Origin of the sequence: Chitinophaga pendula (assembly GCF_020386615.1) — a bacterium.
GTDB classification, from domain to species: Bacteria; Bacteroidota; Bacteroidia; order Chitinophagales; family Chitinophagaceae; genus Chitinophaga; species Chitinophaga pendula.
In genome coordinates this window covers 1846637-1869466 of record NZ_CP077769.1, presented here as the reverse complement: position 1 = coordinate 1869466, position 22830 = coordinate 1846637, and the positions used below count along the sequence as shown (strand labels likewise).

19 protein-coding genes are annotated in these 22830 nt (G+C 49.2%); 4 read left to right on the top strand and 15 right to left on the bottom strand.

All coding sequences use genetic code 11. The annotated features are described in order from the left end of the window. Positions 1-10 precede the first annotated feature (10 nt). The 3 genes from KTO58_RS07230 to KTO58_RS07220 form a co-directional block, all read right to left on the bottom strand. Entirely contained in the window at positions 11-1006 is a 996-nt protein-coding gene (locus KTO58_RS07230; RefSeq protein ID WP_095840026.1) for a FecR family protein, read from the bottom strand. Positions 1007-1082: 76 nt separating this feature from the next. Continuing rightward, positions 1083-1667 (bottom strand): RNA polymerase sigma-70 factor, encoded by a 585-nt coding sequence (locus KTO58_RS07225; protein WP_157753132.1) that lies wholly within the window; start codon positions 1665-1667, stop codon positions 1083-1085. An 82-nt stretch (positions 1668-1749) separates the two neighbouring features. Beyond that, positions 1750-3429 carry a glycosyl hydrolase family 18 protein gene (locus KTO58_RS07220; RefSeq protein WP_095840028.1) on the bottom strand — a complete coding sequence of 560 codons (1680 nt, stop codon included), beginning with the start codon at positions 3427-3429 and terminating at the stop codon, positions 1750-1752. 655 nt (positions 3430-4084) lie between these two features. Here KTO58_RS07220 and KTO58_RS07215 point away from each other — a divergent pair. From KTO58_RS07215 to KTO58_RS07205, 3 genes are all read left to right on the top strand, one after another. After that, positions 4085-5302, top strand: coding sequence for a family 16 glycosylhydrolase (locus KTO58_RS07215; RefSeq protein ID WP_095841662.1), 1218 nt, complete (start codon positions 4085-4087; stop codon positions 5300-5302). 33 nt (positions 5303-5335) lie between these two features. Beyond that, positions 5336-6157: a ThuA domain-containing protein gene (locus KTO58_RS07210; RefSeq protein WP_225860109.1), complete on the top strand. Its 822-nt coding sequence runs from the start codon at positions 5336-5338 to the stop codon at positions 6155-6157. A gap of 259 nt (positions 6158-6416) precedes the next feature. Further along, positions 6417-6617, top strand: coding sequence for a hypothetical protein (locus KTO58_RS07205; protein WP_095840029.1), 201 nt, complete (start codon positions 6417-6419; stop codon positions 6615-6617). Between the two features lie 64 nt (positions 6618-6681). On the opposite strand, the gene KTO58_RS07200 is transcribed toward KTO58_RS07205, so the two are convergent. The 5 genes from KTO58_RS07200 to KTO58_RS07180 form a co-directional block, all read right to left on the bottom strand. After that, positions 6682-7434, bottom strand: a complete 753-nt coding sequence (locus KTO58_RS07200; protein WP_095840030.1) for a hypothetical protein — start codon at positions 7432-7434, stop codon at positions 6682-6684. Positions 7435-7709: 275 nt separating this feature from the next. Next, on the bottom strand, positions 7710-8510 hold the full coding sequence (locus KTO58_RS07195) for an SDR family oxidoreductase (protein WP_095840031.1): 801 nt from the start codon (positions 8508-8510) through the stop codon (positions 7710-7712). Between the two features lie 53 nt (positions 8511-8563). Beyond that, complete coding sequence (locus KTO58_RS07190; RefSeq protein ID WP_198314987.1) at positions 8564-9607, bottom strand: glycoside hydrolase family protein; 1044 nt, start codon at positions 9605-9607, stop codon at positions 8564-8566. Positions 9608-10041: 434 nt separating this feature from the next. Further along, positions 10042-10803 (bottom strand): type I methionyl aminopeptidase, encoded by a 762-nt coding sequence (gene map / locus KTO58_RS07185; protein WP_095840032.1) that lies wholly within the window; start codon positions 10801-10803, stop codon positions 10042-10044. A gap of 45 nt (positions 10804-10848) precedes the next feature. Continuing rightward, the gene (locus tag KTO58_RS07180) at positions 10849-12627 is read right to left on the bottom strand and encodes an ABC transporter ATP-binding protein (RefSeq protein ID WP_095840033.1); all 1779 of its coding nucleotides are present in this window, start codon (positions 12625-12627) and stop codon (positions 10849-10851) included. Between the two features lie 354 nt (positions 12628-12981). On the opposite strand from KTO58_RS07180, the gene KTO58_RS07175 reads away from it, so the two are divergent. After that, a complete protein-coding gene (locus KTO58_RS07175) occupies positions 12982-14088 on the top strand; it encodes a hypothetical protein (RefSeq protein WP_157753133.1) in 1107 nt (368 codons plus the stop codon). Positions 14089-14270: 182 nt separating this feature from the next. Here KTO58_RS07175 and KTO58_RS07170 read toward each other — a convergent pair whose 3' ends face one another. The 7 genes from KTO58_RS07170 to KTO58_RS07140 all read right to left on the bottom strand — a co-directional run bounded on the left by KTO58_RS07170 (position 14271) and on the right by KTO58_RS07140 (position 22771). Next, positions 14271-14624, bottom strand: coding sequence for a hypothetical protein (locus tag KTO58_RS07170; RefSeq protein WP_198314988.1), 354 nt, complete (start codon positions 14622-14624; stop codon positions 14271-14273). 98 nt (positions 14625-14722) lie between these two features. After that, positions 14723-16588, bottom strand: a complete 1866-nt coding sequence (locus tag KTO58_RS07165; RefSeq protein ID WP_225860108.1) for an outer membrane protein assembly factor BamB family protein — start codon at positions 16586-16588, stop codon at positions 14723-14725. 91 nt (positions 16589-16679) lie between these two features. Further along, the gene (locus KTO58_RS07160) at positions 16680-18530 is read right to left on the bottom strand and encodes an ABC transporter ATP-binding protein (protein WP_225860107.1); all 1851 of its coding nucleotides are present in this window, start codon (positions 18528-18530) and stop codon (positions 16680-16682) included. A gap of 50 nt (positions 18531-18580) precedes the next feature. Further along, the gene (locus KTO58_RS07155) at positions 18581-19909 is read right to left on the bottom strand and encodes a DEAD/DEAH box helicase (RefSeq protein WP_095840038.1); all 1329 of its coding nucleotides are present in this window, start codon (positions 19907-19909) and stop codon (positions 18581-18583) included. Positions 19910-20009: 100 nt separating this feature from the next. After that, positions 20010-21020 carry a hypothetical protein gene (locus tag KTO58_RS07150; RefSeq protein ID WP_095840039.1) on the bottom strand — a complete coding sequence of 337 codons (1011 nt, stop codon included), beginning with the start codon at positions 21018-21020 and terminating at the stop codon, positions 20010-20012. A 96-nt stretch (positions 21021-21116) separates the two neighbouring features. Next, positions 21117-21518, bottom strand: coding sequence for a hypothetical protein (locus KTO58_RS07145; RefSeq protein ID WP_095840040.1), 402 nt, complete (start codon positions 21516-21518; stop codon positions 21117-21119). 173 nt (positions 21519-21691) lie between these two features. After that, complete coding sequence (locus KTO58_RS07140) at positions 21692-22771, bottom strand: serine hydrolase domain-containing protein (RefSeq protein ID WP_157753136.1); 1080 nt, start codon at positions 22769-22771, stop codon at positions 21692-21694. Positions 22772-22830: the final 59 nt, after the last annotated feature.

The window sequence follows — 22830 nt, the reverse complement described above, 5'->3', positions numbered from 1 at the left end:
ATAATAATAGTTACCTGATCGTGATGATGTTGCCTTGTTTTGTGTAGTGTACACCTGCAGCGGTGCAGATGATATCCAATGCGTCCTCCAGAGAGGCTTCCACTATGGTGCTGGTGATCGTAATATTTCCGGTAGTAGTGGTATCCAGGTGAATAGTAGTACCATAGTGCCTTTCAAGTTCTTGCATGACGGTTTGCAGACGTTGGTGCTGGAAGCTGAGTTGTCCGTTCCTCCAACCTCCTACTGCTTCATTTGTTGTGATTTTTTCTTTGATGGCTTTACCCGTAGCCATTTCATATCTTAACCTTTCTGATTGCAGCAAAGCAGTAGTGTTATTACCATGGGATACCGCTACTTCTCCTTTTGCAACGGAGATGTCGATGGTGCTGATATTGGGTACGTACCTGATATTGAATTCAGTGCCGACATCTGTAGTGGTTATCTTGCCTGTTGTTACCCGGAAAGGTTGCGTACCGCCGTGTTTTACGACAAAGTAAGCCTCCCCTTCCAGATAGAGATCCCTGTTAGCGTCATTAAAATTATGCTGATAACGCAGCGTACTACCAGCGCCCAGGAAGACGCGGGAGCTATCGGGCAGGATGATGACGCTGGAATGCCCTTGTTCATTGTGCAGGGAATGCCATTGCAACGCCATAAAAGCCTGCTGTTCCTGTCGATGCCTTTGCCAATACCAACCCCCTGTTATCACCAGCAGCGCAACCGCAGCAGCAGCCGTCCAGCGCAAAGTCTTACGCCAAGGTGATAATGTTAGTACCGGGGAAGCTGTCTGGCCGGTTTTTCGCAGGAAAGTATCATATTTTTCAGGAGCAGGTGCCGGCAGCTGCTGCGCCATCATATGATGCCAGTCCTGCTGCATGTTTGCTGCTAAACTATCCGCATACGCCTGATCGTACAGGTAGTTATACACCTGCTGCCACTCTTCGGGAGAGCAAGTGCCCTCAAGATATTTTTGTAATAGTTGCGGATCGATCTCTTTTTGCTGCATGTTGTGCCTTTCTATAATGGTATATAGCAACTGTAGCAAAAACCCCTATGGGGTAACAATTTGTTAACAAAGGGGATCAGAGGAGTAAAGAAGATAAGTAGTTCATCATAGCGGCTCTGAGGTGCTTGAGGGCAACACCCACCTGGTTTTCGACGGTTTTAGGAGAGATATCCAGCTGCTGGGCAATCTGCTTATAGGTGAGTTTATCGTTGCGATGCAACAGGAAGATACGACGGCGCTGCTCCGGGAGAGCAGAAAGGCTCTTATGATATATATCCTCCAGTTCACGTGTCAGCAGCACATCTGTCTGCGTAGTGGCGACAGGACTATCTTGTATGTGTTCTATAGACACCCAGCCCTCTACCTGCTGTTTCCAGCTCTGGATGATCTGGTTGCGTGCTATAGTAAACAGGTAATTTTCAAATGTCTCCGCCTCCTTCACCAGGTGTTTCTTCTCCCATATCCTGGCCAACACCTGCATCGTAATATCCTCCGCCGTCGTCTCGTCTTTCACATACCTGACTGCATATTTATACAGGCGCGGATAGTAGTGATCGAATACCAGCTTGAACGCCGGTTCGTTTCCCTGCAGCCAGGACGAGATATGTGCTATCATCTGGATGGACATGTGATGGTTGGAATTACCCCACAAAATAGCCATGCAATTTAAACTCAGTGTTATTATTTTAGAAAAGCAACAGGGTCGCCCTGTTAAAGAGACGACCCTGCTGATAAGAAAGTGATTAAAGTACCAATACTCGTTTTGTATAACTGTTGCGACCATTGGTGATCACAATGATATAATAACCACCGGGGATGTTGGCAGTACCAACAGATACTGTCTGGGTATTTGCTTTTACATTAGATAGTACTTTTTTATTGAGATCCAATACGGATACCTCTACAGGGGCTTTGCTGTCATAATCCTGTACCTTGATGGTGATCGGGCTGCCCTTGGTTACCGGGTTAGGGAATACCACCGCTGCACGCTCTTTATTTCCGTCTATTTCTTTACCTGGTGTAGGTTCGCCTACCTGTGCGGATCTGGCCGCGCTTATCTCACCGAAGGTGAATGCTTCCCAGCCTTGTACTTCCGGACGGGTGCAGGTCATCGCTTGTACACCATTTTCAGAAGAGATATAGAGACCGTTGCTACCTCTGAGGGCTACTTTACCGTCGGCAGTAGTGATCCAGTCAAATTTCTCCCAATCCTGGATAGTAGGACGATTACAAGTGATCGGCTGTGTACCGTTTTCAGAAGATACATACAGGCCATTGCTGCTCAGGGCGACCTTGCCACCACCAGCATCTACTACCAGGAAGCGGTTGTTGCCCTGAATCGCTGTTTCATTACACCACATAGCACCTTGTCCAGCTTTGGAGCTTACATAGTTGTTATTGAAACCCTGGAGCCAGATGGTTTTGCCAACAGGAGCTGCAGGCGTATTAGGACCAGCACCGCCTCTCTGTATTTTCACCTCATAGATGGCAGACAACAGGGAGTTAGCACCGGTAGCATCCTGGGAAAGCTCCCACATCATGATACCGCCACCCTGATCGAAGGCCAGGTTTGTTTTGCTCCTGATAGTAGGAAGACCATTGTAGAACACGCCGTTAAAGATATCGGAGTTGGGGCTGGCACCTCTGGCGAGGAGCTGGGCATATGATTCCCAGGAAGGACGACCATAGAAAGGTACACCCAGGATAGCCTTTTCTTTGGGTAGACCACGGCCTCTCCAATAGCTGAGGGACTGTTGCGCATGCGCATAAGTGGAGTGGTCGAAGTTGTTGTAATCGTAGGCCATAAGCATGAGATAGTCCACGAGCGGGAATACAGAGCCGAGGATGCTGGCGCCGCCGCTACCTACCACGGCAGCAGTAAGCAGTTTACCACGGCTGTGCATCGCGTTGGACAGCTGCGTCATCAGGGCCACATAGTTGTTGGCAGACGCACCGGCATCGGGGTATTCCCAATCAATATCCGTTCCATCCAGGTTGTACTGGTTCACGAAATTGATCATGTTGTTAACGAAGTTATTCCGGTAGGTCGCATTAGCCGCCAGGCTTTCAAAACCCTGGTCGTTACCATTGTTCCAGCCACCTACGGAGATGAGCACTTTTACACCCCTGGCATGAGCAGTGCTTACAAGACTCTGAAGTTTGCTGGGATTTTCGATCGCCTGCAGTCCTCCCGTGTTGGTAGGCAACAGGAACGCATAGTTGATATGCGTCAGTTTGCTGTACTGAACAGTGTTGACATCACCCGCCCAGGAAGGCATATAGCCGATCACCTTAAACTGGGCAGAAACAGTTGACGCAGACAGGGTAAAACTAAGGGTCAACAATAGGGCGCAAAGGAATTTCAAAGCTGTTCGTGCATTGCGGTTAACATTACGTAGAGACAGGATAGAATTGATCTTCATAGTGATGCTTTTTGGGTGATTAAAAAAATTAGCAATGAGATTTTTGGTTAGATAATGTGGACAGAAGTGACAGGAATGATCTGATGGGTCATAGTGCTGCGCTGTGGAACTTAGGGCTTGGAAGTAATCAATCGATCGCAAAAATAACTTGGGGTTACTAAAGGATGTCGTTTGAAACGTACATCAATACTACATCAGTTTAAAAATAATTGTACCTATTTACATGAAGGCAACATAAGGAAGGTATCTTTATGCATAGATTACTTATCGTACAAACCTTCATCCAGTGATGAAAAACTACTAGTCCTCCCACAGAAAAAGAGACAACTTCACTGTTGTTTTACTGCATTGACCCAATGGGAAGCGAGAGGATTATTCTCTTCCTCAAAATAGGTGTAGTGGTAATGACGTAGCTGGTCAATATTGAGAATCAGCTAATTAATTTTTCGCGATGTAGTCTTGATGTAGTTACTATGACGGTATATCTGACAATAATTTCAGAAATTTGACCTCGTCGTTATAGAACGTGCAGGACTTATCCGAGTCCAACCCATCATTAGACCAGGTTACCCGATTATTTTATACAGTAATGCTAAAGTTCCACGTTTGGGCATAACCACTTGCTCATTTTATCACCCAATAACAAATGAATGCTATGAAAAGACCACGTTTCCCCGTTATGGCCGGTGTAGGTATGGCCCTGTTCGCACTTCCTTTTTTTTCCTGTCAGAAAGAGCGTCCTGTTGCCGACAGCCAGGAAAAAAGTACCCGTAAGCCTGCTACAGAAGCTACCTATCAGCTGGTATGGGAAGACCAGTTCAATGGTAACAGTGTAGACCAGAGTAAATGGAATTTTGAAAATGGCAACCTGCATGTCAACAACGAAAAGCAGTATTATCAGCCCGCCAATGCCGCCGTTACCGGTGGCAACCTGGTAATCACCGCTCGTAAACAAAGTGTGGAAGGACAACCTTATACTTCTGCACGCCTGAACACCAACGGTAAGTTCAGCATCCAGTATGGCCGTATAGAAGCCAGTATCCGCATGTCTTCCGGACAAGGCTTATGGCCTGCCTTCTGGATGCTGGGTGCTAACATCGGACAGCCGGGTGTAGGCTGGCCAAAATGCGGCGAGATCGATATCATGGAGCAGGTGAATACCAGCAATACGATCTACGGTACCATACACTGGGATGCCAATGGCTATGTACGGTATGGCGGTACCACCACTACCAGCTTTACAGACTATCACCTCTATGCCGTAGAGTGGGATGCCAACTCCATCCGCTGGTTTGTAGATGGCAACAACTACGCGACTGCCAATATCCAGAACAACATCAACAGCACAGAGGAGTTCCACAAACCCTTTTTCATCATCCTCAACCTGGCCGTGGGCGGAGACTTCCCAGGCCAGAATATAGATGAGAGCAAGTTGCCCGCCAGTATGTGGGTAGATTATGTAAAAGTGTATAATATTGTGAACACTCCTGGTGGTAATGCACCTATCGGCAGCACGATCACACTACGGGGTAACAACAACTCCTATGTGAGCGGAGAAAACGGTACCCAGGCTATGAACTGTAACCGTCCCGCACCACAGGCATGGGAACAATTTACCGTAGTAGATGCCGGCGGCGGAAAGATCGCGCTGCGTAGCCAGGGCAAATATGTTTCCTCTGAGAACGGTGCAGCTGCCATGACGTGTAACAAAACGACCATCGGAGATTGGGAGAAATTTGACTGGGTAACCAACGCAGACGGCACCATCTCCTTACGTGGTAATAATGGGCTGTATGTATCCAGCGAAAACGGCGTACAACCCATGACCTGCAACCGTCCTACCATCGACGGCTGGGAACGGTTCCGGTTCTAGTATCTATTGATCGATATATTTATAGCTTAACGCATGATCTCCGTTTTTTTTCGTTCGAACCTGATCTTAATCAACAGCAGACAGCCCTTGTACCAGAGGGCTGTTGCTGCATTGGCCTGCTTACTCCTCCTGCTCCTGCCCTGCCGGATGCAGGCAGGTACAGCGCCTGCTTTTAAAGTACTCGCATTGTCGGAGAACGGCGGACACCATGTCCAGTTTTCTGCCGCAGCCAAAGTATGGCTGAACAAGCTGGCACAAGAGCAACATTTCACCGTCGACTATATCACAGACACCCACCTTATTGACGACCAATATTTATCCCAATACCGGCTTTTCCTCCAGCTGGATTATCCGCCTTACGCCTGGGAGACAAAAGCTGTCGCTGCCTTTGAGCGATATATCGATCAGGGGCGCGGTGGCTGGGTAGGGTTGCATCATGCCACCCTTCTGGGCGAGTTTGATGGCTATCCCCTCTGGAACTGGTTCCACCGGTTTATGGGGCAGATCCGGTTCAAAGACTATATCGCCAATTTTGCCAGCGGCGAAGTAGTGGTAGAAGATAGCGTACACCCGGTGATGAAAGGCATTCCCAAGACGTTCACCATACCGAAGGAAGAATGGTATACGTATGATCGTAGTCCGCGTATGCAGGTACATGTACTGGCGCATGTGGATGAACGTACTTACCAGCCCCCATCCAACAAAAAGATGGGAGATCATCCGGTGATATGGACGAATCCGCATTATGCCGCCCGCAATGTCTACATTTTTATAGGACATGATCCGGGCTTACTACAGTTGCCGGTGTATACCGCCTTACTGCGTAATGCGATACTGTGGGCATCCGGCAAATGATGATATAGTCATTTTATTTTCTGCTTGTAAAGTTTCGCCGTTTTTATAGGATGGCGGAACTTTTTTCTTTTTATATTTATATACTTACGCTACTGCCCTATACTGTCATTTCCGCTGCTTTTTTTCGACCCGTTTGCCATTTATGCGGTGTAGTAGGCGCTCTGCCACTATACGTGCTGATATTATTGCGCAATAAAAAGGGGATGCCGAAAACCTTCAGAAAAGAGTAGGCAATGTTATCCACTTCAAACCATATGAAATGAAAAAAGCATTCCATCACTATGAGACATTATCCCGTACTGCATTGAAAGGCGTACAAGGCGGAGGCAGAAGAGAGGATTCTTACTGTCATTTGGATACCTGTAAACGTAACGGATGCGCTGCACTGGGCGGCGTACCATGCCGTTGTATCTATTCCGGTTCCTGGGATAAGGAAGGGCTGTGTGTACGGATCAGGTAGGCAGTAATAACAGATCCGGCTGCCGCACGAGCGACAGCCGGATCTCCCAATAAAAGATGCTCTTTTAGAAATTAGCATTTAAGAAAGCCGCGCCATTAGGATCGGAGCTTTGTACAGTAGACCTGTTGTACGGAGGTCTGTTGGTGTTACAGTAGAAAGCTTCTGCAGTAACGCCGAGGTATTCTACCTGATTGCTCAGCACATAAGAACCAGCAGGATATACTCCTCTGCTTCTTACACCTTGCCAGAGGCCGATGATAGTGCTGTTGTTGAAGCTGAAATAACGATCGTGCAGGTAGTGGATCAGCTCATGGAAGATCACATTACCCGGGCCGGAGTGCACTTGTCTGTACACCTGGAAGTTCACGATGTACACTTGTCCGCCGGTGTAGAACAGGTCGCCTGATCCGGGGGAGTTGTACACATTGATCGGAGCACCTTTCATACGCGTTTTAGTCGTAGCAGTGGTGCTGGTTTGCAACAGCTGGTTGATCTCTCCTTCTACCAGGCTTCTGATATCAGTAGGTACGGTACCCTGATAGTTGATGGTGAAGCCCTGGAAAGTAGCGCGGTTTACCACCTCGCTGCTTCTGCTGTTTGCATTTGATTCAGCATTCTTGAAGAAGTCAATGATTTTCTGCCTTTCTGGTGTAATCGTTGTGTGGTCTTCAGGTGCAAGTTGTTGTGCGCCAGTTGTAATGCTGCTCTCCGGTTGTGTAGGGTTTTCCTGCAGTGTTTCTTTTTTACAGCCTGTTACGAGGAAGGAGGCAAGAAACAATGCGGCCGCGATGTGGCCGTAGATTCTGTTGCGTTTCATAAAGATAGATTTGGGTTGAGGTTTTATAATGGGATTAAATGTAAGTCAAATTCTACTAAATTTGTAGACTATGCGTACTATGTACGCAACTCATTGTCAATACATTCGCAGCGAAAAAGCTGCTGTCCCCTCATAAAGAGCACGTTAGCTAGTTATTCACTTTTTATTCAGATCGCGGACAATCGATTGATCATCATGTATTATCGTTTGTGCCATATAGTTAGGCCGCAGCATGCGTTTGGCATACACGTTTGGACGGGTATGCCCAATACTGATTAATGCTGATAATACCTGCTGATCAGGCGTTCAAACAGTGTAGCAGGTAATAGCTGCTTAAGAAGCACGGCTATCTTTTCGAGCAGAGTACCGACACGATAGCATCGTTTGATATGTTTGGAGCGGATGATGTGTAATATAACCGGACAAAATGAAAGCGGCGTCGATCCCTTTTCTATACTGCGATCGATACCAGCATAGGTACTTTCGAAACTATGCTGGTAAGGAGAACCGGTGGGTACCGTAGTGCGTAGCCGGCGTTGGTTGATCCCCGTTTTAATAGCACCCGGCTGGAAACTGCAAGCCTGAATACCGAAGGGCGCTACTTCGAGCCGGAGTGCTTCTGTAAAACGATCCAATGCGGCTTTGCTGGCGCTATAGATACCCCGGTAAGGTAATCCTATCTCCGCACCGATAGAGCTGATATTAATGATACGGCCTTGCTGTTGCGCCCGCATATACGGCAGTACTTCCTGGCATACACGTATTACGCCAAACAGATTGGTATCAAAGGTCTGCTGAACATCTGCCAGCAAGAGATGTTCGGTCACACCGGCGATACTCAGTCCGGCGTTATTAATCAACACATCGATACGTGCTTGCGCGTGCAGGATGTGCTGTACACACCGCCGGATACTCTCCGGATCGCCTACATCCATTTGAAGGGTGTGGAACTTCCTCCCTTCGGAATGGATATTACGGGAGGTGCCATATACGATGTATCCTTTATCGGCCAGGTAATTGGCGATTGTCTCGCCCAATCCCGAAGAGGCACCTGTAATGAGTACGACCGCCGACATATATAGGGGTTTGTGTTAAAGGTAACGGAATGCCGGTGGCTGCTGGACCGGTATCAGTAATATTTGTAACAGATCAGCTCACCGGCTTCTCCTGGTGCAGATCGTTCACTGGGCACAAAAAAAGTGCATACGAGCGCACGGCGCCCATTCAACTGTACACGCGAGATGGTAGGGTTGGCGAAGGCCTGGCTGCCGCTATTGGTCTGTATGTTCAGTTGTTCGGCATTTCCGGTCTGGTAGTCATAAATAAAGGATCTCCAGGTGCCGAAGTCGCCTTTGGCGAATTGTCCTTCTATCAATCCGAAGTTATAGCCATCGAAATCGTAGAGTATGTCGCGGTCGCCGATGTTCCCCTGGACGCCCCAGTGTAGTAATGCGTTGTCGAAGTTGGGTTGTGCCGAGCCCCTCCAGCTGTTGAAATTACTGAGTACTCCCCTCGCCTGCCGGTCTACATCGCAATTATGATAGAAGTGATAGCCGGCTTCAACACGGGTGCTGCTGGCAGCGTATATGTTAGGCGTCCCTTCTGCGCAGGACGACAGGGTGCGGGATACATCGTAACTTTTGGCAACGGCGCCATTGAGGAGGTTCGTCCAGCTGGAGAAGTAGACGAATTTAAGGTGGTTACTGGGTTCCTGTTCCCAGGCCATAACATATCCCCCATCGGAGGCCGGAGCGATGGTAGGCTGCGAAGCGCCACCATTGTTACTGCCGGCGAGTTCGCGTATCCAGGTCCAGTTGATGAGGTCTGTAGAGGTAGCGAGGTTGACTTTGGGCGTACCGTTAACGTACGTATGATAAACGGCGACGAATGTATTGCCTCCTGTCTGCTGGATGATCTTGGCGCAGTCCATGGTATGTCCTGCGTTGTCTTTGGCATTATAGCGCCGGCCATCGGCCTGTTTCACATTTTCGATCATCGCTTTGAGACTTGCTCTTGCCGGGTCTGAAGGCGCACCAGCACGGGCGGCGGCATTAGCGATATTCGCGCGGACATTATCTGCCGGGTGATCCTGCTGCATATCTTTCTGACAGGCAGAAGCATAGAGGGCTATGGCGGTGAACAGGGTGATACAGAGATGCATCTGTTTTTTCATATGTGGAATTTTAACGTTGGGCGAATAGGAAACAGTTAACCGGTAAATGGTTTTCAATAAGTATATCCAATATAGGTATTTTATCTGATCCTGTCAAGGTGTTTGTTCCGCGCGCCAGTGGGAGGATTGGGGAGCGCGGGTATGCAGATGGGTTTATGTAAGAGGGTTTATGGGCGAAGGTTTATGCAGAAGGATTTGTGAGGGAGGGGTTATGCAGCAAGGCTTATACACGAGGGTTTATGGGCGAAAGTTCATCCAGAAGGGTTTATGAGGGAGGAGTTATGCACCAAGGCTTATACACAAGGGTTTATGGGCGAAGGTTTATGCAGAAGGGTTTATGAGGGAGGAGTTATGCACCAAGGCTTATACACGAGGGTTTATGGGCGAAGGTTGTAAGGGCCTGCAGCTGATCTGTGATCAGCTGCAGGTCTTTTTTATGCCCAGATATCGTTGGCGGCGGTGAGGATGATAGGTTCCTTGTCGGTAACGATGATGGTATGTTCATGTTGCGCGACGAAGCTATTTTTAGCGACCAGTGTCCAGCCATCACTGAGCGTTTCGGCGATAGTACCATTGGTGGAAATGAAGGTTTCGATGGCGACTACGGCATTTTTACGAAATACGCCTTTATTAAAACGATCATAGAAGTTAGGTATTTCGTGCGGTGCTTCATGAAGGCCTCTGCCGATGCCATGGCCGAGCAGGTTTCTAAGGACGTTGTAACCTTTTTTCTTAGCGGCTTTTTCTATGAAGCCACCTAAGTCGGCAATCTTTACGCCATCTTTTATTTCTTTAAGTGCGCGGAACAATATATCACGGGAGGCGTTTACAAGGGCCTGGTGGTTGTTGATGTCCTGGCCCAATACGAATGATCCCCCGTTATCTGCCCAGTATCCATCGAGTTCGGCAGATACGTCGATATTGACCAGGTCTCCTTCGTGCAGTACTTTCTTTTCTGCTGGGATACCATGTGCGGCTTCGTTATTGACGCTGATGCAGGTCCATCCGGGGAAGCCGTAGGTGAGTTTGGGAGCGGAGCGTGCGCCATATGATTCGAGTATGGTGCGGCCGTATTCATCCAACTCGCGGGTAGACATACCAGGCTTGGCGTATTCTCTCATTTGTTTGAGTGTCACTGCTACTGCGTTGCTGATGCGTTGCATGCCTTCCAGGTCTGCACTTGAGGATATTGACATGGTCGTTTTATTTTGAATGAATAACAAATATACGTAATCGGTGTGTTACAGCAGTTGACGGCCGACGGTTTCCTGCTGGTGTTTCCACAGCTCTCCGAATACAGGGCTATGTTGGCGGAGATATTCGAAGGTACCTTCATCTACGATGTTGCCCTGGTGCAGGATGTATACGTAGTCGAATTTGGCCAGCAGGTGTAACCGGTGCATGGAGGAGATGATTGCTTTGTCGGCGAAGGCGCTGAACAATTTGTCATAGATCATAGCTTCGGTTTTCGGATCGACGCTGCTGGTGGGTTCATCCATCAGTACGACCTGGCTTTCGCGGGCTGCCAATATACCCCGTGCCAGGGCCAGCCGTTGCTTCTGGCCACCGGAGAGGTTCACTCCTTTTTCGCGTATATCGGATTCGAGGCCATTGGGTAGCTGAGCGATGACTTCGGTAAAATGGGCGCTTTCACAGACGGCCCTGATATCGGCTTCTTCGAAAGGAAGGCCGAGGGTGACGTTATAGGCGATCGTATTTTCGAATATTTCAGGTTCCTGCGGGAACAAGGTGACGGTTTCGTTGAGAGTCGCCAGGTCGAAAGGCTGGCCATCTACGAGCAACTGCACGCCAGGTTGCGGGCTATACAAGCCTCTGAGCAGGGACAACAACGTACTCTTACCACTGCCGCTCTCTCCTATCAGGGCGATACGTTTTCCGCGGGCAATGTTGATATGAAGGTTATGCAGGCTTTGCGGAGCGTAGGCATCATCGTAGGCAGCCCGATGGGAGAAGCTGATGTTTTTCAGTTCTATGGACTTCCAGCGTTCAGGCAGCTGTGGAGCTGCATCCGGACGGTGTTGCTGTTTGTACGACTCGCTGATATTGTCGGCTGTCTGCACGTAGGTATTATACTGTACGATATCGGAATATTGCCAGGCGACATCATGGAATACGCTGGTGAAGTTATTGACATATCCCAGCAAGGTGACCAGCCCTGCCACGTAGAAGACCTTCCCCGGTTCCCAATTCTGATAGATATATCCCAGTCCTATTACACAATAGATCAACGTCACGAGCATATCGGCGCAGAACCATTTCCATTCGTTGATCACGACATTTTTCCGGTACGGGTAGAAGATGCGGTATACTTTTCCCATCAGTCCGGATTCCATACTTTTTTCGAGCCGGAGAGTGATCACGGTCATAATATTGGAGAGGCTATCAAATAAGGTGGAAGATACGACGTGTTCTTTTTCGTTGACTTCTTCGAGTGTTTTGATATATGGCTTGTCGAAGATGAAGATGACGCCGATGGCGACTACACCGAGGAGCAAGCCGATGAATCCGAAGAGTGGGGAGAAGTACATCATGGCGATGAGGGAGAATACCAGTTTGGATACGGCATGGAGGTACATAAACCCGTGTCCGAAGAAGTTCCTCAGGGCTTCGTAAGCTTTCCGGATGCGGTTGATGGTAGCCCCGCTGTGATGATCCTGGTGCCATTTAACGGGCAGGTGAAGGGCCTGGTGATACCGTTCCTGCAGAAAGTTACGGCTGAGATTGAAGCCCAGTTCCATTTCCATGATCCTGGCCGGGCCATGGAATCCCCATTCAATGAGTTTGAGCGCAAAATATCCACCCGCATATAACAATGCGTGGTACATGATCTGGGTAGTATCCTGCTGGACCTTGCCAATAAACCATCCAAACAGGATGGGATTCATCGCGGCGGCAATATTGGCTGCGATGAACATAGCATAGATGAGTACGTATTTCTTTTTTTCCTTACGAGCATATTTCCAGGCTGTTTTGAGTAAGGATACATAAGGGTTAGCCATTCTGTACGAGCTTAATGTTTCCGGTTAAATAAAATGAAAAAGGCTTACTGGTGTAAGTTAAATAATCGGTTGGAGGATTCCGCGAAGTAAAGGATAAATCCATGTTAACCCTTATCAACCGGATATAACAGCCGTTTATAAACAAATAGATACCGTTAAAAAACTGCATTTGGATACCGGACTATGCGCAATTAATTTTACTTTATCCGAAAAAAATGCATCACATGACTATCTTCAAACAGTAGAGCCCTGGCTTAAAAGACCTATTTGAAATGAGCTAATTATTGCACTGTTTTTAAATCCAAGAAGAATGCCCATTGCTTCTAATTGAAAAAACTTAAAAACCACAAACTGATGAAAATCTCATTAGCCCCTATGGCGCTAGGCCTGCTGATATTGGCAGGCTGTACGAAACAACTAGCTGATACTGCTAAACCTGTAGCGCCCGGCCCTGCCGGCCTTATGAAAGCCACCAGTCAGGTGTCGACCCCTGATGTTTTTGTAGACGCTAATAACATTCCCCATTATAAGGATTCGGCTACTTTCATGCGCATCCAGCAAGACCTGGCAGAAGCACAGGATGCTCACGAGCAGTCGCAATCCGTCAGGTATGCGCGAATAGATACTTTTCCTGAAGATAAATATGCCAAGGCTGCCAGAACGGCTGCAGACGAGAATGACAAGCCAGAGGAGGAATATGAAGAGAAAATCAACCTGATCTCTATGCGTGCGCAGGTGAAATCGGAAGTGAGTTCCTGGCTCGACAGACAAGCGCAAAGCAGCACATTGGATACTTCCAGCTATCCGGACAAGACTGGCACCGATGTCGTGTTTAAAGCGATGATTAATGCAGACGGTAACTACGGTGTCGGAGATACGCTGTATCACATAGAACGGGATCAATTCATCATACTGATACCAGGCGTTAAAAACACACCGGTGTTAGATACTATTAAAGCCTTACAGTTACAAGGCAGGGATAAGCTGATCAACTGGTTACGCAGTACTGACCCAAGCAGAGGTATCATATTCTGGCCAGATCCGATCAAATGGCCGTTCGGCAGATGCAGGAATAACGTATCTGCACAGAACTGGGTGCAGATTGACGCTAAACACATCGTAATGACCTCTCAGTCCTGGCACCATAGTTTCCTCTTCACTGCCGGTATCTTCAAGACCAAGATGTTCAGGAAGCTGTCTTTCGGATGGGTACCATCCCTGGAAGTAATGAAGTCTGGTCTCGATGTATATCATTATGATCCTGCATGTGGCGGACGGCAGCACCGGATAGTGACGGAGCGTTTTGCCTGGGGTATAGGTACAGAACGTAGAACGTATGTAATGAACAAAAGAAATATAGCCCAGCCGATCATAGTAGGTAATACGCCGGTCGATGGATTCTGGGGCATTTATCGTGCGAGAAATATGAATATAGTACGATTTGCTCCTTTAAACTTCTAGGTGATGTAATCTTAAGACTTCACCTTATGTGGTGCAATAAATATCAAAGGCCGGAATTCCTTCCGGCCTTTTTTGTTTTTGAGGTGTATCATCGAGGATATGTGTTGCTGGTGTTCATGATAAAGGCGGAAGGCTGCCCGCATGGGTAGCCTTCCGCCTTTATTATATATTGCACGTAAAGACTAGGCTTTTACGGTCTCTTTCACGGCTTTTTTAGCGGCGCTCTTTTTCGCCGGTTTGGGGGCCAGGGCTTTCTTCACCGCGGCTTTCTTATTGCCCCCTTTTGCACTTGCTTTTTTTGCAGCCGTTTTAGCCGGCGCTTTTGCTGCTTTTACGGCTTTTGCTGCTTGATTGCCAGCCTCGTGCATACCTTCTCTCAGTATCTTACTAGCTTTCTTAATGTATTTTTTGAACTTTTTGGCGTCCAAAGACTTGGACAAATCGCTCAGCGCGTTGGCGATCTTATGTTCTATTTCATGACGGATCTCCTTTTTGGAGGGCTTTGCTGTATCCACAGCAGGCTTATGTTCAGACATGCAGATTAAAATTTTGGTAACAATAATTTAATATAAAGTTAACGCATAATTAATATCCACAATGTTAAATTTTAGCGATCCCTTATCCCTATTGGATTTTACCGTCTTTTCACTATTTCCAGACAAATTAATTTACCATCTGCCGAGGAGGTAATGACCTGGTTTTTACCCGCAGGTTGTGCTGTATTGATGAGGCAGTTGGTGTATTTGTATTTCCAGCGGAGGTCACCGCTGGTGGCAGACAGGGCATACAGGACACCAGATTGTGTGGGGACATAGAGTACGCCATCTTTTTCGTTGAGAGGCGAAGGGCATATTTCATATCCGAGGGGCACCGGTGATTTCCATACCAGGGATTGGGTATCGCTGTTGGCGGCGTACGCCAGGATATGGCCCTGCATGGTCTTTACGAATACGAGGCTACTATCTGCGGACAAGCCGATGGACTCCCGGACCCAGTTGGCCGAATCGCGGTGGCGCCAGTTTTCTTTACCGCTGGCGACATCGAGGGCGGTCATATATCTATCCGGAGAGACGAGGTATAGTTTTCCGGCGGTAGCAACAGGCCAGCAGGCTGCCGGGGAGAACATACGATTGGCGGCGCCATTGGACCAGCTCCAGGCTTTGGCACCGGAAGAGGCATCTAGGGCATAACATTCGTTGCCCCAGGAGCCAAAGATCACTTTATCCTGATAGACGAGGGGGCGGGTTTCCACGAAATTGCGGATACCCTCGAAGTCCCATTTCAGCTGTCCGGAAGCAATATCCCAGGCACGGCAGTGACCATCGGAACCTGCGATGACTACCCAGCTCCTGTATACAGCCGGAGAGGACACGATTGCTTTACCAGTCTCATATTTCCAATGCAACTTACCAGTTGTCAGGTCCAGGCAATATACGCTGCCATCCGAGGAAGGGGTGATTACATACTGCTTATAGATCAGGGGGGTTGCGTATATCTTGCCTCCGGTGGTGTATTTCCACAAGGGCTTCCCAGTGTCGAGCTGTACTGCTTTGATCTCTCCGTTAGTATTGGTATAGACCACGCGATCGCCGGTGATGGCGACGGCGCTGCCGATATCTCCCTGTTCCTGCAGTTGCCAGCGGACATGTACCTGGGGATATTCCTGGTTCATCTCATAGCCGGGGCGAAATGGATCTAGCTGCCAGGTATTACGGCTGGTATTGGCGATATGCCAGGCCGGCAAGGTTGTTGTGTGCGGGCGGCGTTCGTTGAAGACCAGCGCGGTATCCAGTACGGATACGATATTGTACCCTCCTATCGGTGCTTTTGCCCGCAGGTTGGACCGGCACATGATGCCTGGCATACCTTCGAAGCGGAGTGCCCGGTTGGCATGTCCATGTCCGCAGAGCATGGCTTTCACGTTCCGGTCGTGCAGCCGGTCGAGGACTTCGTACCAGTTATTGAGGCTGGTATCCTGGGGATAATGATTGATATAGATGAGCGGGATGGTTTTATCCGGTTCCCGTTGCAGTTGTTGTTCTAGCCAGACGATATTTTCCCGCGGTACCTGGCCGGGTCCCATTCGCATGTTGGGGCCGCAATTAGTGCCAAGGAACCAGTATCCTTTGTAGCGGAAGCTGAATGTTTCGCCGCCAAATACTTTGCGGAAGGAGTTGCAACCACTTTCAGACCATTTGGTGTCGTGGTTGCCCGGTACGATATGCCAGGGTTTATGCAGCTGGCTGATGATGCTGTAGGCGGTTGTCAGCTCGTCATCGGACCCGAATTCGGTGATATCTCCGGAGAAGATGACGAAGGCGATGTCGGGTAGGTTATTGATATCGGCGACGGTATGCTGGAGGTCTTCGGCAGCTGTTTCGGCGCCGATATGGGTATCGGTGACGAGGGCAAACCGGAAGAGGGTATCCTGGGCCGATGCCGGTATCAGCGGCAGGCCTATGTACAACAGGCAGCTGAGGAGTAGCGGGTACAGTTTCATGGTAATAGCCCTAAAGGCGATGGTTCCGGTGGACAAGGTACAAAAACAACCATGCCGCAGATATGCCGGTCATAGGGTTTTACCGGGATCTTTATCGGTATCCCTGTGCCTGCAGGTGGAAGAGGGCTGCATAGGTTCCATCCTGCGCCAGCAATTCTTCGTGGCTGCCTATTTCTGCCAATGTACCTTTATCAAGTACCAGGATGCGATCGGCCATACGTACGGTGGAGAAGCGATGTGATATGAGTACGGATGTTTTCCCTTTTGTGAGATCGGCGAATCGCAGGAATACGTCATATTCTGCGCGGGCATCGAGTGCGGCGGTAGGTTCGTCGAGTATGAGCAGTTGGGCATCTTTCATATAGGCACGTGCCAATGCGATCTTCTGCCACTCTCCTCCTGATAGTTCAACCCCGTTATTGAATCGTTTGCCCAACATCTGGTCGTAGTGTTGGGGCAAGCGGGCGGCCAACTGATCGGCCAGGCTTTGCCTGGCGGCGCTAACGATACGCGGGCGATCCTCTTTATCCCCGATGTCGCCTACGGCGATGTTGTTGGCCATGGTCATCTGGTAGCGAAGGAAATCCTGGAAGATGATCCCTACTTGTTTGCGAAGTTCGGTGAGGTCGTATTCGCGGAGGTCGTGGCCATCAAGAAGGATGCGGCCTTCTGTCGGATCATAGAGGCGTGCTAATAATTTCACCAAGGTGGTTTTGCCTGCCCCATTCTCTCCTACCAGGGCTAGTTTTTCGCCAGCGTGCAAGGTGAAGCTGAGGTGGCGGTTGGCCCATTTTTCGGCATTGCGGTATTTGAAGCCGACGTTTTCGAAGGTGATACCCTGTTGTATAGGATTAGGGAAAGGCCGGGGTGTCGTTGGTGGTTGTATGTGAGGTTTGATCTCAAAGAATTCGAAGAGGTCTTTGAGGTAGATGGCCCCTTGAGAAACGTAGGTGAAACGAGTCAGGATACCTTCGAGTAAGGTACTGAGTTGTCTGAAGGAGCCAGTCAGGAAGGTGAGATCGCCGATGGACAGGTGACCGCTGACGGTACGGAGGATGATGTATATATAGGCTCCGTAGTAGCCGGCGCTACCTAACATGGAAAAGACGGTGCCCCATACGGAGCGTTGTATGGACAGGCTTCGGCTGGCCTGGTAGAATTTCTCTGATAGTTGTTTAAAACGATTGATAAGGAAGGACGAGAGGTCGAATATTTTGACTTCCCTGGCGCTTTCATCGCTGGCGCCGAGGTAGCGGATATAGTCGAGTTCGCGCCTTTCGGAGGTTTGCCCGTAGTAGAGGGCATATTGTTTATCATTAAAGTGTGCTTCACCCAGGAAGACCGGTATTACGGCGACGAACAGCAGGATGATGAGCCATGGGTTGAATATGATGAGGCCTGCAGCGAGGAATCCCATGGTGATGAGGTCTTGTACCTGGCTGAGCACTTGTGATAGCAGTACGGTACGACCAACAGTTTGCTGGCGGGCACGTTCGAGCTTATCATAGAATTCGGCATCTTCGAACTGGTCGAGGTCGAGGGTGGCGGCATGTTCCATGATCCGGACGGAGGTACGGTTGGCGAAGCGGTCGCCCATGAGGCTATCGAGGAGAGACATGGCCCTGTTGAGTGCATCGGACAGGATGGAGAGCCCGAACTGTATCGCTACGAGTTCCCACAGGTAGGTCAGAGAGTACGGGCCTTTGTGTTGTATCAGGAGCACGACTTCGTCGATGATGAGCTTTCCGACGTAGAGCGCCATGAGTGGCAATGCGGCTCTTACGATGCGTAATATGGCATTGGTGAGGGTAAGACCCGGGCTGGCATCCCAGACCATTTTAAAAAATCGGGGCAGGTTTTTCAGTGCGTCCAGTCTTTCTTTCAGCGATACCTTTTCTTCTTCGTCGCCTCTTCTGCGGTTGGATGATCGTCGTGCATTCATTGCTTTAATTTAAGAAAACCGGTCTACGGTGCAAAATATTTGGGGAATGTTCATCGGGCTACTTCTATGCGGACCCGTTGATTTTTGATCTTCAGTCCTTTTATGCGTTGCAGTAGCTGGCTGACCATTGTTTTTTTCACAGCGACCAGTGCGTGGAAGTCTTTGACTTCTATGAGGCCGATATCTTCTTTTGTGAGTTGGCCTTTTTGGGAGAAGAAGCCTACGATATCGATCTTGTTGACTTTATTTTTTTTGCCAGCGCTTACGTATACGGTGGTCCACATTGGTTTTTCGGGCAGCTGGTACGTATCCGGTAATTGCATTTCTTCTACGCCGGCGGAGATGTAAGCCGGTAGTTTCTCCTCGGGCGACAGCATGACGATGGCGGTACCGGAGGCTTGCATCCTGGCGGTGCGGCCATTTCGGTGGATGAATATTTCTTCTGTTCCCGGCAGGTGATAGTGGATGATATAGTGGATATCCGGTATATCGAGGCCACGAGCGGCGAGGTCTGTAGTGACCAGTACGTTGGTGGAACCGTTCCTGAATCGGGTGAGGGCGGTATCTCTGTCTTCCTGTTCGAGGGCGCCATGATAGCAGGTATTTACGATACCCAGTTTAGACAGCAGGTCGCCGGTGCGTTCTACTGATTCGCGGTGGTTGCAGAAGACGATGGCCGGGTGATTACCTAACAGGCACAGCAGGCGGAAGAGGGTATCTACTTTGTCCTTATCGGGGGATAGTACTGTCTTGATGCTGAGTTGTGCCGGTTGTTCCTGGTGTGCGGGGAGGAAGTTGAGATAATGTGGTTGTTGCAGGCCGACGAAATCGGGTATTTGTACGGCTTCGGTGGCGGAGGTGAGCATCTTTTTGCGGAGATGCGGGAGTGAAGATATGATGAAGGACATTTCTTCCTGGAAGCCCAGTTCCAGTGATTTGTCGAATTCGTCGAGTACGAGGGTGGTGATGGTGTTGGTGGTAATGTTTTCGCGACGTATGTGATCGGAGATACGGCCGGGTGTGCCGACGAGTATTGCCGGAGGTTCTACCAGGTTGTTCTCTTCTGTTTCCCGGGAGTGTCCGCCATAGCAGCAGGTGATCTTAAGGCCGGTGCTCATGGAGCGGAATACCTGTTCGATCTGTAGCGCCAGTTCCCGTGACGGGACGATGATCATGGCCGCGGTGGATTTGGTATCGGGAGGTATCTGTTGGAGTACGGGTAGCAGGAAGGCTAATGTCTTCCCGGAGCCGGTAGCGGATAATAATACTACGTCCTGATGTTGTTGATTGGCGATGATGGCGGCCTGTTGCATATCGTTCAGGGCCTTGATGTCCAATGCAGCCAATATTTTGCTGAAGTCCTCTATTTTCTTTCCCATTTGCTGCAAAAGTATGTAAAAGCGCGCAGGCTTTAATCTGCTAACGTCATAAAGCCTGCGGGGAGGGAATTTTGTCGAGGGCCGATATGTAGATATGGGATCAGATCCCTTTGTATTTGTTGGAGGTGTAGTTACGGTCGAAGTTACCCAGGTTGCTGAAGTAGATGCTTACGAGCTTGGCCGGGTCGGTGGCTATTTCGCCGGTGGCGACATCGCCATCGTTGCCATCGTTCCAGTTCCAGGGGGCGTTGGCGTTGCCGCTGCCGTAGCTGCTTTTGAAGGCACCGGCGGGGCTGCTGAACAATTGCGTGTTATTGCGTTGGTCCCAGAGGCCATTGGCTTCGAAGATATCGACGAGTTTGTAGTTGACCTGACGATCGTCGGGATGCGTGGGTATACCTGCGATGGTTGCTGACGGCAGGTATCTTACGCCCTCTCCATTTATCTTATAGTAGGGATGGGCTTTGAGGCCATGTCCTTTTGCTTCCTGTGCGGTAACGGGGTGTAATGCGTTGTTATATTGTTCAAGGGAGAGGGTGCCGTCGATGGTCTCCTGTCCGTTCTGCAGCTGGCTGCCGGCGGGTGTGAAGGAGTAGAAGTCGCTATGTGCGACGGTAACGATACCTTGCAGGCTGCCATATTCAGAGCCATCTTTTTTTACTACGGTGAGTAATCCTTCGAGATCGTTTTCATGTTCGTCGAGGATGAGGAACAGGTCCGTCCAATCGCGGGGGTGGAAGAAGGCGTAGGTGATGAACCAGTGGGTGCTGGTTTCTACTACGGAGTAGTAGGCATGGGCGGAGGCGTTGTTACTGGCGATATTATCCCAGTTGTTAGTAGCTATCCAGTCGTTGTCGAAGTTGATGGCGGTGATATAGTCTGATTTGCCGGAGAGGCTGTGGCTGCCGGTGACGTCGACGTCCTGATAATGTACGGGGGCCCATCGCAGGGCGAGGTCAGCGTAGGAGGCGGCTCTTTCAGCGGTAGCGATGCGGGCGTTGGGCGGTGTAGCGGGAGTGACATCGTGCAGGTCTTGCCGGCAGGCGTTGAGTGTTTGGAGGATAGTGAGTGTGAGGCACAAACGGGTAGTTATGATACGGAATGTTTTCATATCAAGCGAGGGGTTTTCCAGGGTGAATAAACGGGAGAAGGGAAAGGGTGATCCCAGATACCCTTTCCCTGAACTAAGTTGAAATAAAGGCAGGTGTTAGAGGATCTTAATCCTTGACACTTTTCCGTCCAATCCGTTATTGCGGATGTATGTTACGCGAACATTATCATCTTCGTAGGATTGTTCGAAGCTGTTAACGATGTAAGAGCCGATGAAACGTTTGGTGGTGATGATACAGAAGTCATCTCTTAAGGAACCGTTTGGATCGTCGAATACCTGGATGGTGCAATTAGCGCGAACCGCTACGAGTTGTACGGAGCGGGCTTCGTCGTTCTGAGCGGGGCGGAAGTCTTGTCCGGGAGAATCATCTTTAGTATCAACAATGTTCTGGGATCCATTGTTGCCTTCATAAAAAACGATAAAACCAGTTTGTGCCATAGCAGTGGAACTAAGTAGTACGGCGACTAGGAACATGGCTAACTGAAGAAACTTTTTCATTTTCTTTTGGAGTTTTTAGGGTTCTATAAATTGGTTAACTACATCGAATATAAGTATAAAACCTACACGGATACACTTTTTTTTACCAATGGTGAAGTTCGCTATTGCAGGGCATTGTGAGCCATTTACTACAATAATAATAGTGGTATTGACAATCAAAGAAAAATACTCGTTTATTTAAACTGATCTGTTTTTATTTTTTCGCGGATGAGTGTGCGGATGTTATCATGATGGCGATATACGCGGGACATATCGGCGGGGTCCCAGGATACGTTTTCGAGGATGACCAGGGAGAGGCGGGCCTGAGGGAAGGTAACTGCTGTGGCGATAAATCCTTCGACATATCCGCTGTGACCAATCTCTGGTATATCCTGCTGTTGATTGATCATGAGACCGTATCCGTATCCCAATGTGCCCCAGCGGTGTTCGTAGGTAATAGCTGGTGTAATCATGTTTTTGTATAAGGCGGGCGGCAGTAATCTGCCATTATGCAAACATTGGAGCCACTGCTGCAGGTCTGACACGGTTGATACGGTGGCACCTGCCGGCGCATAAAAGGGTAACCATAATCTACGTGCGGGTTCCAGCCGGCGTTGTTCATTTTCCGTATACCCCTGTACGATAGTCGATGTATCTATCTGTGCTGTATTATCTGCAGGGGCCAGGGAGTGATACATTTTGCATTGGCGGAACAGTGTTGCTGTCAGTACAGCATAGGAGGAGCCGGTTACTTTTTCGAGTACGCGCCCCAGAAGGATGTATCCTGTGTTGCTATAGGCGTAGCGGGTACCTGGTTTGTTTTCGAGGGAGTCTCCCTGTTTGTTGAGGCCGGACGTGTGGGTGAGCAATTGTTGTATGGTAACCTGCTGTTTCCAGTTATGCGGCAGGTCCGGCAGGTATTCGCCTATTGGTTTATCCAGTTGGATGCGGTGGTTGGCGACCTGTTGCAGTATGAGTACGGCGGCTATTTGTTTGCTGATGGAGGCGATGGTAAATTGGGCGTTGGCGGTGAACGGTTGTTTTTTCTCCAGATCGGCCCAGCCTTTGTTGTTATGGTATATTTCCTTTCCATTCCGGAAGATGCTGATCATGCCATTGAAGCGATGTGGGGTATCGCTTTGGATTAGCTGGTCTATCTGGCGGGATAGTGTTATTTTTTGTGCATGTGCCGGGAGGGTATACCCAGGCAATAAGAGAAGCAGGCAAGATAAGATGACGGTGAAGTGCATGTGGAAAGGTGTAAGCAGGCGCAAATATCTATATTTCTTTTTATTTTACTGACTGTTCGTTTTCGTACATCGGGCCGTTCGCA